At 38.5% G+C, this 13,001-nt stretch carries 11 protein-coding genes and 2 pseudogenes; 2 read left to right on the top strand and 11 right to left on the bottom strand.

The annotated features are described in order from the left end of the window. Positions 1 to 2 precede the first annotated feature (2 nt). From CVD23_RS06195 to CVD23_RS06185, 3 genes are all read right to left on the bottom strand, one after another. Positions 3 to 1,481 (bottom strand): o-succinylbenzoate--CoA ligase, encoded by a 1,479-nt coding sequence (locus CVD23_RS06195; protein WP_101665495.1) that lies wholly within the window; start codon positions 1,479 to 1,481, stop codon positions 3 to 5. 16 nt (positions 1,482 to 1,497) lie between these two features. Then, entirely contained in the window at positions 1,498 to 2,103 is a 606-nt protein-coding gene (locus tag CVD23_RS06190; protein ID WP_142382815.1) for a TetR/AcrR family transcriptional regulator, read from the bottom strand. Positions 2,104 to 2,273: 170 nt separating this feature from the next. Then, a complete protein-coding gene (locus CVD23_RS06185) occupies positions 2,274 to 2,558 on the bottom strand; it encodes a hypothetical protein (RefSeq protein WP_101575463.1) in 285 nt (94 codons plus the stop codon). 205 nt (positions 2,559 to 2,763) lie between these two features. On the opposite strand from CVD23_RS06185, the pseudogene CVD23_RS22795 reads away from it, so the two are divergent. Both CVD23_RS22795 and CVD23_RS22790 read left to right on the top strand, forming a co-directional pair. Continuing rightward, positions 2,764 to 2,902 (top strand): annotated as a pseudogene (locus CVD23_RS22795) (DinB family protein); the annotation flags it as partial. Positions 2,903 to 3,116: 214 nt separating this feature from the next. Further along, positions 3,117 to 3,212, top strand: a pseudogene (locus CVD23_RS22790) (DinB family protein); the annotation flags it as partial. Between the two features lie 339 nt (positions 3,213 to 3,551). Here CVD23_RS22790 and CVD23_RS06165 read toward each other — a convergent pair. From CVD23_RS06165 to CVD23_RS06130, 8 genes are all read right to left on the bottom strand, one after another. After that, positions 3,552 to 6,200, bottom strand: coding sequence for a polysaccharide lyase 8 family protein (locus tag CVD23_RS06165; RefSeq protein ID WP_101575465.1), 2,649 nt, complete (start codon positions 6,198 to 6,200; stop codon positions 3,552 to 3,554). A 50-nt stretch (positions 6,201 to 6,250) separates the two neighbouring features. Continuing rightward, positions 6,251 to 7,033, bottom strand: coding sequence for a 2-dehydro-3-deoxy-D-gluconate 5-dehydrogenase KduD (kduD, locus tag CVD23_RS06160; RefSeq protein ID WP_101665494.1), 783 nt, complete (start codon positions 7,031 to 7,033; stop codon positions 6,251 to 6,253). Between the two features lie 60 nt (positions 7,034 to 7,093). After that, positions 7,094 to 7,924: a 5-dehydro-4-deoxy-D-glucuronate isomerase gene (gene kduI / locus CVD23_RS06155; protein ID WP_101665493.1), complete on the bottom strand. Its 831-nt coding sequence runs from the start codon at positions 7,922 to 7,924 to the stop codon at positions 7,094 to 7,096. A gap of 59 nt (positions 7,925 to 7,983) precedes the next feature. After that, complete coding sequence (locus tag CVD23_RS06150) at positions 7,984 to 8,610, bottom strand: YesL family protein (RefSeq protein ID WP_180955570.1); 627 nt, start codon at positions 8,608 to 8,610, stop codon at positions 7,984 to 7,986. A gap of 109 nt (positions 8,611 to 8,719) precedes the next feature. Beyond that, complete coding sequence (locus CVD23_RS06145; protein WP_101665491.1) at positions 8,720 to 9,919, bottom strand: glycoside hydrolase family 88 protein; 1,200 nt, start codon at positions 9,917 to 9,919, stop codon at positions 8,720 to 8,722. A gap of 202 nt (positions 9,920 to 10,121) precedes the next feature. Beyond that, on the bottom strand, positions 10,122 to 10,991 hold the full coding sequence (locus CVD23_RS06140; RefSeq protein WP_101665490.1) for a carbohydrate ABC transporter permease: 870 nt from the start codon (positions 10,989 to 10,991) through the stop codon (positions 10,122 to 10,124). Positions 10,992 to 11,040: 49 nt separating this feature from the next. Then, positions 11,041 to 11,940: a carbohydrate ABC transporter permease gene (locus CVD23_RS06135; RefSeq protein ID WP_101665489.1), complete on the bottom strand. Its 900-nt coding sequence runs from the start codon at positions 11,938 to 11,940 to the stop codon at positions 11,041 to 11,043. A gap of 72 nt (positions 11,941 to 12,012) precedes the next feature. After that, positions 12,013 to 13,001, bottom strand: a 989-nt coding sequence (locus CVD23_RS06130; RefSeq protein ID WP_101665488.1) for an extracellular solute-binding protein, incomplete at its 5' end; no start/stop codon positions are given.

Below are 13,001 nucleotides of genomic sequence, written 5' to 3'. Positions count from 1 at the left end.
TCCTAATTAGTTACGAGACGGTTTTTTTGAATTTTCCCGGTTGAATTTTTCGGCAATTCATCTAAAAAGACCACTTGTTTTGGAACTTTATATTTTGCTAATAAGCTGTGACAATGGTCGATAATATCATCTTGTGTCAACAGACTTCCCTCAGTTTTCACGACATAAGCGGCCGGTACTTCTCCCCAGATCGAATCAGCAACTCCAACCACCGCTACTTCTTGTACTTCCGAAAGCTGGCCAATTGCTTGTTCTACTTCGAGCGGATAAATGTTTTCTCCGCCTGAAATAATCATTTCTTTTCTTCGTCCGATAATGTATAGAAACCCTTCGCCATCGGCTCTTGCTAAATCCCCTGTATAAAGCCAGCCATCCCGAATCGCGTCGTTTGTTGCTTCAGGCCTTTTCCAATATTCCTTCATCACATTAGGTCCCCGGACGATTAACTCACCGACCTCTCCCGTTCCAACTTCGTTTCCTTGTCGATCGACAAGCATGTAGTCACAATAAAGAACAGGCTTGCCAATTGACCCTATTTTCCGGTTAGCATCTTCCTCTGACAGCATGAAGACAGTCGGCGATGTTTCCGTCATCCCAAACCCTTGCCCGAAAAGAAAGCCTTTATCGACAAACGCTTTAATAAGTTCGGGAGGACAAGGGGCGCCGCCATTATAAAACCAACGGACAGATTGTAAATTTTTCGCCTGGAATGATGGGCATTTTAACAGGGCTTGATGAATTGCAGGCACACCCATCACGACCGTAGCCTGGTGTTCTTCAATCATCGACAGAGCTTTAGCCGGCTCAAACTTGCCTGGAATAACAATGGTTCCACCTGTAAATAAAGTCGGGAGGGCGAATAAACCGATTCCTCCGATATGGAAAAGCGGCAGCAAAACAATCGAACGATCTTTTGAATTTAAATCAATTGCGAGTATATTATTAATCGCATTCCAAAACATATTTTTTTGCGTTAAAACCGCGCCCTTTGGCTTACCGGTCGTACCCGATGTATAACAAATAATAAAGGAAGCGTTTTCATTTATTTCATAGGAAAGACGATTCAGGGGTTCTTCAAGATGTGTTAAAGTCTCTAACGCCACTACTTGTTCGATACCTGATTCTGTTTCTAATGATTTTGCCATCTGTTGAAAAGCTTCTTCAGCAAATAAAACAGTCGATTCACTGTCTTTTAGCTGAAAGACAAGCTCGTTCATGTTTAAGCGAATATTAAGCGGAACAGCAATACATTCGATTTTGGCAATCGCAAAAAGCAAGACGACATATTCCAATCGGTTTTGTGACAAAATCGCAATCCGGTCCCCCCTTTTTACACCAAGCCTCCGAAATAAGTAAGCTGCAGCCTTGCATATTTTCTCGTCCAATTCTTTGTATGTGATCTTTTCTTGTTCTGTGATGATGGCAATGCGATCTGGATGTATGCTTGCGTGTTTTTCAATCCAATAGGCAATACCTTGCATAAACTCCACCTCACTTTTATTGTTTTTTCAGCCCCTCAAAAATTAAAGTCATAGCTGCATCAAATGCTTCTTCGGGTACATCTTGCTTTTCCCAGTAGACCCAGCGCATTCCAAGAAACTGGCCAATTGACATTAAGCAGTACGCAACCGTCTCCCGGTCAATCTCTTTAAACTCCCCTGCACTGATTCCGGCTGACAGGCTTTTTAAAAAACCAGCTGCAAGCTTGTCGTAATACCAGCGATACAGCTCTTCATCGACAACTACCGCCTGCTGGACGATGCTGTATAGATTGCGGCGATTTTTTACCCAGTTAAAAAACGCCTGGAATCCCTTTCGTTGTGAATCTTCATAGTTTACAGCGTTGGCCATTTCTTCTTTAATCGTTAAACGCAAATCGCGGCTAAATTGGCGGATTAGTTCATCAAAAATATCTTTTTTTGATGGAAAGTAATTATAAAAAGTTCCCTGGGCTACTTTTGCCTCCTGGCAAATGTTAACGATCGAAGCTTCATAATAGCCTTTTTTACCAAACACCTCTTCTGCAGCAGCCAACAGCTTTTCTCTCGTTTCCATTCCTTTTTGCGTCAAAATCTTATCATCATAAACGGCTTTTTCTGACACCTGAATCACCTCTCAGTTTTCATTATATAGACTTTTCTGAATTTTACAATATGTTTTTTTATTTAAAATGGATTAAATCTAATACCAACAAAAAAACTTGAGAACACTCCAACCATTAGCCGGAATTCCCAAGTTTTTTTAAAAAAATTGATTTGTAGACTGATAGAAAATTAATATAATTGCGGTGATTTTTTATAAACAAACGTTGAAGTTGATCTGTGCTGACGCTGGACAGCCCGTCTCTTCCCGCTTGCTTCTTCCATGATCTTGATAAATATACAAAAACCAAAGGTTAAAATCGAAGACACCATAATACTTAAACTAATCGAAATAAGGTAACCCTGCTTGATACCGCTTGCAAATAAACTAACTAAAAACAATGAAAAACCCGATAACCAAAACATGGTCGTTACAATCTTAATCACCTTTAAAGATTTCACCTGCTGTTCACTCATGATTATTCATCCCCTTTACAGAATATTTTATATTTGTTCACAAATTTGTCAAACTTTTTTTGCGAACAATATTTCTTTCTCATTCTCTTTCTGCTTATAGATTTATAAACCGGGCATTAGCCCAAAGCCATTTCCTTGGCTAAACATACTAAAATTCGTGATAGATACGGTATAACTAGCCAGGAAAGACAGTGATTTTATAAAGCTGGATTCATTCAAATATAATTGGCAGGTACGGGAAGAATGGTTTGAATGGTGTAAAGATGTTTCAAATGATGAGCTTTTAAAGAATCGTGTAGGCGGAATAGGAAGCATTATAAAAACCTTATTTCATGTTGTTGATGCAGAACAAATATGGATACATCCATAAAATGAATATTCCTGTTATTAAGAAAGACTTTGAGAAGATGACGGCAATTAGTGAGGTAAAGGGATTTTCTGACTCTACCCGTCCGGCATTACAGAACTTTTTAAACACATGGACAGCTGAAACGGAAGAAAACATATATAGTGTGAAGCGAAAATAATGGTGAGATTGTTAGCTTTCCATATAAAAAGGTCATTCAGCATGTTATCACCCATGAAATTCATCATATCGGTCAATTATCGATCTGGTCCAGAGAGCTTGGAATAAAACCTGTTCATCCGATTTAATAATAAGAGTATATTAGTATTATCATAAATAAGAGCAGGCCATTAAGGTCTGCTCTTTCGGTCATTTCGTGTTTTTACCTTTTATAAAAACAAGGGCCAAACCAATAATAACTACTAAAACTAATATAATTATAGTAAATACAGGGAGTTCGTCGCTCCAAGATAACGTTCCTTCTTTTAACATCATATACGATACTGATTTCTTTATAGTGTTTGATACATCATGTATAGCATATACTATGATTCCCGTTAAATATCCTTATACAGGAAACTATACGATTGATGTAAAGCTACCGAACTCCACTTGTCGGGAAAGCCAGTAGCTTTTGGAATTTTTGCTTATTCTTTTATTTTTAGCTTTATTTCAAAGCTCTTACCATTAGAATTTTTGGAATCAATATAAATGAGAGCCTTTTTACTGGATACGGAGATTTTTACACCTTCGCTAGCTGCAACTACTGTAGGATTCGGTACATCAACTTTCAGTTTCATTTTATCCAAGCTAAAAGTCGGATCAGAAATGGCAATGGTGACCGTATCTCCATCCTTCTTTACTAGAATTGAAGCTTGATTATAGGATGTGAGATTACTAACCGTTTTCTTTTTATCACTGAAGAAATTAAATCCTTTGATTCCCAGCTTCATATTTTCAACGGCATGGACATCTTCTGTATTGGATAATACCTTTACGCTCGGACTTGCCGCATATTGTTCTGTTTTCTTTTCATCAAAATTAGGTAAAATCACGTAGGCATATTTCGCTTTTTGTGGATTCTTTCCATGATCCATGCCCAATGTAAAGAAGTTCTTCGTTACTTTTGTATCTGGGTTTCCTGTGCGAATTTTTCTTAAGTTTTTGGAAACTGTATCATTCGTAACTTCGATATGAGCGGCCTCTGGGAAATAATAGCCTACCTTAGTACCCTCAGCATTCGTTTTGAAATGAATCCATTTTAAATTGTACTCCCCAGTGGCTGGATCTATTAATCTATCCTTATCATATGTTTCTCCAGCAATAGAACTTGTTTCCGTTCCATCAAACATGCGATTGTCGATCGTGGAGATGACCTCTCTTCCCATTATATCTTCGATACCAGATCCCATTAAGACAATCTCATCGTCAAACATAAAGGCTGACTTATTTGCTTCTGCATTTTTATATACTACAAAGTCTTCTGGTAATAACCCCCGTTGTTTATCGTTAAATCCAATTTCATCCCCAAGCTGGATACCTGAAACTCCATATTTTCCAAGCTTTACTCCTCCCGAATAATTATTTGTACCTACTGGAAAATACACATAATCATTTTGTGACTCAGAAGAAGCATAAAAATTTAATGGATGATTCGTATTTTCATAGTAGAGCTTTCCGCCATAAAGTTCTGGAATCGTTTTTCTTTCTTCTACAGGTACAGTTGTACCCGGGAATTTATAAGGATTGATGGTCGCAAAAAAATTAGCTCCAAAAGACCTCGTTTGATTATTTCCAGATAAATACAAATAATAGGCCCCATCCCCTTGGAACCATGGCATTAAATTTTCGCCGCTCATATATTCATATTTGCTGATTCTATTGGAGCTTCTGGAAAAAGCAAAAGCATACGAATCTCTTAAATGCACGGTTTTATCCATTAAGTTAAAGGCATAGTGGTTTGCTTCATCAATCCCATTTTTAGCCTCAATTTCAGGATTTGTCATTAGCTGATTAAAATTGAGAATCGAAGCATATGAAGTAAAAGATCCTGTAGAGATAGTCCCTTTAGTAGTGTCAGCGATATATTTTATATGTGATTTTAACTGTTTACTGTCTTCTTTATCTAAGTAGTTCGTTAAATCTACCATCGCTTCTATGATGCTATGGACATCCTGATAACCTGTTCCAGTCCTTGAGATCGCTCTCCCTTTTACGATTTCCATCATATAACCTTCAAATATGACTGGTGAAAAACCTTTGTATATCCAATCCTTTACAGCCGGAACCAATAGTTCTTCAGGGTTGTATTTACTGTCCGCTAGTATGTTCATGGTTTGGATAATTCTATTTAAGAGAACTTTTCCATAAGAGCCTGTATAGGCAACTCTATGATGTTGAATAAAAGAACCGTCCTCATAAAACCCATCCCTAATTCCATTAATGAGATTGTTGGGATCGATGGTTTTAAAAACAGTTAGAATATGATCTACTGCCTTCGAAACTCGTTCTTCGTCCCCAACCAGTGCCCCTTGTATAATTCGATTGGTTGCAATATCAGCCAGGTTGGCACCAGTATGAAACCGGGAAGTTAAATCGATATCTCCATTTGTGCCGTTCCTTAAATACAAATCCATTGACTCTGTATAGGCATTAATTAATTCTGGTTTATAATTTTTAATCTCATCCTCTAACAGCAGCAGTGTTTTCGTAATATTCATCGGCATGCCGATTTCCCATGAATACCAATTTCCATAATAGCCCTTTTCTTGATCTTTGAAGAAGTTCGAGTAAAGCCAATCTAATCCATCAATTACTTTATAGATGGTTTCCTGATTTTCATATAAATTTACACCACTTGAATCAACTCTCTTGTACGTTTTAGTGGCAAGTGCCATTTGGTATAAATATAAATAGGAGTTGCTTAAATTGGCATCCTTCTCTCCAAGGACCAGATTGTCAAATAGGAATTTTTCTTCCCCATTCACTCGATCTTCACTAGATAGGAAGGAAGCAAGCCTTGTATTTGCCATGTTATGGACTGAATTAATCTTAGTATCTAGTACGTAATTATTGTTCATACTCTCGTTACCGACAAGGTACTCACTATAGTTCAGCTTTAATTGATGCAATTGATCTAAAACATTCGCATTGCTAGTATAGACAGCCGCATCTGCAGTAACTGGTGCCGGCTTTTCAGAGGCTTGAGCATTGTTGTTCGATTCTATAATTGGCACGGTTAAGAAGGTTGTTAATGTGAGTGAAGACGCTAAGATTCGCTTCAGATTTTTATCCATTAAGACACCATCCTAATTTATATTTTTATGATATCGAAATCAAAATACCGTTACCGTGCCAACCATCCTCCGTCGACCGCTAAAATATGACCGTTTATATAATCGGAAGCTCTGCTTGATAAAAATACAACAGCACCCATCAAATCAGATGGATCTGCCCAGCGGCCGGCCGGGATTCGGGACAGGATTTCAGTGTTGCGCTTTTCATCCGCTCTAATTAGGGCTGTATTATCCGTAGCAATATAACCAGGGGCAATCGCATTGATTTGAATATTATATTCGGCTAATTCATTTGCAAATGCTTTTGTAAGACCTGCAACCGCATGTTTACTGGCTGTGTACGGCGGTACAAACTTGCCGCCTTGGAATGAGAGCATGGAAGCAATATTAATAATTTTTCCTCTCTTCTGCTCAACCATCACTTTGGCCGCTTCCTGGCTCAGTAAGTATAGAGAGTTTAAATTGACCTCCATAACTGTATCCCAGTCTTCTTCCTTATACTCCAATAATGGAGCACGAAGGATCATACCAGCATTGTTTACTAAAATATCAATCTTTCCAAATGTTTTTAGGCATTCTGCTGCTACTTGTTTTACGGCATCCCTGCTACTTAAATCTGCTTGAAAAAACACAGCCCTCCGCCCTGTTTCTTCAATTATTTCCCTTGTCTCATCCCAATCTCCGCTCCTTGAGACAAGAAAAAGATCGGCACCAGCTTTGGCAAGCGCAGCAGCATACCCCTGCCCTAATCCTTTGTTTGCTCCTGTCACGATCGCCACTTTACCGATTAGGCTAAAATAGTCAAGTGAAAATGATGTAAGATCATTTATCATTCAATTCATCCTCCTTTTCTAACTAGAATCTGAATATAGAACTGCTCCCTCGCTAAGTGGTTATCGCAATTCTTCCATTTTCACATGGTCCATGTCGCTATAAGTGATATTTTCTCCGCACATTCCCCAAATAAAGGTGTAATTGCTTGTTGCTGTTCCTGTATGGATGGACCAGCTTGGTGAAATGGCTGCTTGTTCATTTTTCATCACTAAATGTCTTGTTTCATCCGGCTTGCCCATAAAATGGAAAACACGAGTGTCAGGATTCATATCAAAATATAAATAAACTTCCATACGGCGCTCATGGGTATGACAAGGCATCGTATTCCAGACACTTCCCGGTGCAAGCATTGTTAATCCCATTTGCAGCTGACAGCTCTCACAAACATTTGGATGAACGTATTGATAGATTTTGCGCTCATTTAATGTTTCAGAAGCACCCATTTGTAAAGGATCAATTTTGTTAATATCAATTTTAACTGTCGGATACGTATGATGTGCGGGAGCAGAATTAATATAAAATTTAGCTGGATTGCTGGCATCCCTGGAAGAGAATAATACCTCCCTTATGCCTTTGCCAACATATAATCCGTCTCGCTGCTTCATGTCATATTCTGTTCCATCAAGCACGACAGAGCCTTCTCCGCCGATGTTAATAATTCCAAGTTCACGGCGTTCTAAGAAATACTCGACTCCTAATTCTTTATCAAGCTTAATCGTTAATTTCTGTTCAGCCGGAGTCACTCCGCCAAATATCATTCGGTCAACATGCGTATAAGTTAAGTGAACCTTGCCTGATTCAAAAACAGTTTCAACGAGAAATTCTCTTCTAAGTTCATCTGTTGTGTATTTTTTCATATCCTCCGGATGGTGTGCATAACGTGTCTCCATTATTAATCTCTCCTTTTTGATTGTATAGATCTTAAAAGGACTTAAGTTAAAATCTAAATTTAACGAACAATTTTGCCGGGCTCAGTGTTTGCAAACTGAAAAACCTCTTTACTTGAAAATACATTGCAGTCCTCATTTTCATTGGGAAATCCCCTGCTGACTAAGGAGTAGATAAGATAAGCACCTATGCTGAAACTCATTAACATAGCTGCAGGGAAATAGAGACATAATACAATGGCCCCTGCAATGATCAGGATGGACAAGAAGGTATAATGCAAGCGGCTGATTGATAATAGCAACGCATTTTTAATAACCTTAGCCAAAGATGCTTGATAATGAACGCTCACAGGGAAGATATAGATAGATACAATCAAGCACAAAATTCCTAAGAGAAAAAAGAATGAAAATAAGATGTATTTGACATCGGAATTTAGCTGATTGGTTATAATAAAATCCCCCAAAAGCAAACCGGCAAAAGCCATCCACAAAGTTCCAATCAAAAAGCTTTGTTTAAAATTCTCTTTAAATAGACAGAAAAAAGCCGAAAAAATTTGAATATCCTTTCGATTTTTCCACTCCCGTACAACACCGAACATGGCCGCTGTAGCAGGAAAAATGGTCAGGATTGGAAGGCATGTCAGCAGCCAGAGGGTATTCAACAAGAACGCATTCATAATAAACTCCATAGTTTTATAAATCTTCCCATCCATCATCCCTATCTTTTCCCCTTTCCCTCACTGAGTTTATGAAAATTCATTAAAAGGTGGGCGTTTCCCAAGTCGCCTTTATCTTCCCTTACCAATACATTTTCCAGTCCTTAACGAGCCTGATTAAAGCTTCAAAATAATAATAATCTCCCCAAATACAGCTCTCATCTACTCCGCGGCCGCCGCCTTTATAATAGACAGCGTGCTTTAGAATACCATTAGCTTCACTATCAATTTCGGTTGTATAGTTTTCATATAATGATTGAATCATTTTAAGCGCTGCATTTTCATACGTTCTCCTTTCTGGGTCGGTTAAAGGCAAATGCTTCGCCATCTCCAGCAGTCCGCATACGGTAATGGCTGCCGCAGAACTGTCACGTTCTTCATCACCTTCTGTAAAAATTAAGTCCCAGTAGCAAATTTGATCTTCCGGCAGTCTATTTAAATAATAGTTTGTAAGCTTTTTCGCTAATTCGATTAAACTCCAATCATGAATATATTGGTAGCTTAGAGGAAATCCATAAATACCCCATGATTGCCCGCGTGCCCAACAGGAATCATCAGAATACCCCTGCCTTGTATTTCCATACAATGGTTTGCCTGTGTTTGGATCCATGTAATAAGTATGGAATGTTGAAGCATCCTGCCTGACTATATATTTGGCCGCCTGCTTGACATGCGTTTGACCAATTTCACGATAGACAGATTTTCCGGTCACTTCTGATGCCCAGTAAAGCAAAGGCAGGTTCATGTTGCAATCAATGATCATCCTTCCCCGTTCCTTTGGATCATTCAAGTCTCCCCATGCCTGGATAATGCCTGCTTTATCGAGGTATCTGGTAATTAATAAATCTGCGGCTTTAATTGCAGTTTCTTTCGCCTCTTCATTTCCCGTTAACTTATATGCGCTTACACAGGACAAAGTGTACAAAAACCCTAGATCATGATGATCTACTTCAATCCGATTATCAAGGCGCTCTTTGAAGCTCTCCACTTGCTTTTCGGCCACTTTCCGGTATTTTTCATTCCTTGTGTATTCATAAGCAAGCCACAGCATCCCCGTCCAAAAGCTTGTTGTCCATTCCACGTTTTGAATCGGTTTATAGACAAGATTTTCACTATTTGAATCGGGAAACATATCTGTAAAAACATCTAAGCTTTGATCAATTTTAGCTAATACATGTTGAATTGCCTTTTCCACAAAAGCCCGGTTAACAGCAGGTGTTTTCTCAAACCGTTCTTTATCCCGGATTTTTTCTTCTCGAACTTCATCAACAAATACAGTCATTTCAGGATCACCTCAAAATATATAGTAGAAAAGGTTCTTTCAAGTCTTTAAGCCAGGACCATCTGCCGTTCCAGTCCTTCTGCAATCGAATGTGAAAAGGTCTTCTATCTTTTCAGGATGAAACTGGAAAAGTGGTAAACAATCCTCATTTTCAGAACCTGATGCCTAGCGATACCATTGATCCACAAAACGTTTTGCACCTTTATCCTTTTATACCAGTGTTAGCAACTCCCTTGATAAAATGGTCTTGAGCTAAGAAGTAAACAAGGATGGTTGGTACAATGGCGGAAACGGCCGCAGCCATTAGCAATGAATATTCAGTATTGTATTGAGTGACAAAATGCTGGATCCCTAACTGCAAGGTATATAAGTGATCAGACGTTAAGTAAATCAATGGACCAAGAAAATCGTTCCAAGCGTGCATAAAGGTAAAAATCACTAATGTAGCAATAACAGGTTTAGACAATGGCATTATAATCTTGCGATAGATGCCAAACTCGGATAGGCCATCAATTCTTGCAGCTTCCAATAATTCATCAGGTATCGATAAGAAAAATTGGCGGAACAAGAAAACACCGAATGGATTGAATGAGCCGAGTAATATCAGTGCCCAATGGGAATTAACGAGTCCAATCTCACTCATCAGCATAAATTGTGGAATCATCATAACCTGATAGGGAATCATCATCGTAGCGATATAGATGAAAAATAAAATATTGTTTTCAGGAAATTTAATTTTTGCAAAAGCATAGCCTGCCAGTGAGCTATTAATCACAAGCAAAAAGGTAGTGATAACAGAAATCTTCAATGTATTTAAGTAATAAATATGAAACGGCACCCGTGTCCAAACTTCTTTGTAGTTGCTCCAATGAAATGTTTCAGGAATCCATTTAATCGGAAATCCGAAAATTTCTGATTCTGCTTTCAATGAAGCCGAAAGCATCCAGACAAACGGAAGAATCATTATTAATGAAACCAATGTCAAGGCAATATAGGTGATCAGTTTTTTCACGGCTATTTTCCGCGGTTTAGATGTATCTGTATAAACTGAGGGTTCTGTGGCAATCTCCATGAAAATTTCAGCTCCTTACTTCATGTTTAAACATGGCAAATTGGCGAAATTAATAGTTAACCCACTTTTTTTGACCTTTAAATTGGAAAAAAGTGAAGATAAGAATGATCAGGAACAGCACATACGCCATCGCAGAAGCGTATCCGTATTCAAATTGCTTAAAGGCTGTATTGTAAATATCATAAACAAGAACATGTGTGGACCTTCCAGGCCCGCCTCCAGTCAAGGTATAAATTAAATCAAACACTTTAAATGAATTAATTACACCGATAATCATCGTAAAGAAGATGACAGATGACAGCATGGGTAATGTGACATTGAAAAATTTCGCGATTGGTCCAGCCCCATCTAAATCAGCAGCCTCATACAAATCGTCTGGTATATTTTGCAGTCCCGCCAAATAGAGAATCATATAATAACCAATTGAATGCCATATATACACAATAGAAACGGAAATTAACGCCCAGTCCGGAGATGAAAGCCATCCAGGCAGATTCTCAACTCCAAACCTCATCATGAGACCATTGATGGGTCCCATTGTAGGATTGAAGATTAATTGCCATACTGCTGCAACCGCAATGGTCGCTGTAACATAAGGTAAAAACACTGCGGTTCTAAAAAGTTTAAGAAAGCGGATTCCCCGATTTAAAGCAACTGCTACGAGAATCGATAGAAATAATGTAACTGGAACTGAAATCAATGTGAAAAGAATGGTATTAACAAATGAAATTCGAAAATTAGGATCGTATATTAAAGACTTGTAGTTTTCTAGTCCGATAAACTCTATTTGTCCGAAGCCATTCCATGAGGTAAAACTCATCAGAAAAGAAGCAATAACGGGTATAAAGATAAATGCAAGAAAACCGATGATATTTGGAAATAGAAATGTATAGGCGATCGAGCGGTTTCGTCTAATCACAGTCGATTTTGGTCTTCTGTTTTTGTTCATCGTCTTCAGTCCTTTCCATGTAAAACAGTGCACTGCCGCTTTCTTTCACTCCAGCAGCAGTGCGTCATTCCTTTATTTTTGTTGATCGCCGTACTTGCTTGCCCATTCACTTTGGACACGTTTTGTTATCTCTTTAATCGCATCATCAACAGATTTCTGGCCGATTAAGACAAGCTCTCCCTCTTGTTTAAATATCTGACCTACCACAATATTATTGACGCCTGGGATCATTGGATATTCAGGATAATCTTTTGTCTCTAAGAAGTAATGAAGATTTTTCGGTTTTTGCGATCCATCACCGAGATACGCCTTTTCAATATCTTCATCCATATATCCTGTCAAATAGCCTTCTGAAGCAAGCAGCTTCGCACCATCTTTGCCTGTCATGTATTTGAGGAATTCAAAAGCTTCTTTTGGATGTTCCGTGTTTTTATTCATCATGATCGATACAGGCAATGCAAGTGATGTATTTTTTGCAACACCCTCTGGATGCGGAATTGGAGCAACATCCCAGTCAAATTTTAATGTTCCTTCTTTTTCCGCCTGACGCAGCTGAGCAACATGCCAGTCCCCAATTATGTTCATAGCAATATTTCCTTTTTGGAATGCCGTATTATAATGAGCACCAGTAGATACTTGTTCAGACCATTTCATAATCGAGCCGTCTTCTTCAAGGTCAACCCTTAACTGCAATGCATCCTTAAACGGTGTTAAGTTTTTATCAATGATGGAAGCGCCACCTTGAACAGCACTCATATACCATGTTTGCGGCCACTGTTGTAAATAGGCGCCATATATTTTATTATTCCCGCTTCCACTGGATATCTCTTTCGCCAATTCGCGGAATTCATTCCATGTCATATCGTCACTTGGATAGTCTATACCTTTTTCATCAAACAGGGTTTTATTATAGTAGAGCATCCAGTTAGATTTACGATATGGCAGAGTCATGACCTTACCATCTACTTTATAGGCTTCATACATCGTTCCGTATCCAGATAGTATGAGTAAAATGTTTGTAGGAGAATTATTTCCCTTCTCATCCAGATAATGGCGTAGCC

The organism is Bacillus sp. V33-4 (assembly GCF_002860225.1).
Taxonomy (GTDB): domain Bacteria; phylum Bacillota; class Bacilli; order Bacillales; family Cytobacillaceae; genus Bacillus_BJ; species Bacillus_BJ canaveralius.
Note: the sequence above shows the minus strand (reverse complement) of the source record. Positions and strands in the feature narration are given on the sequence as shown.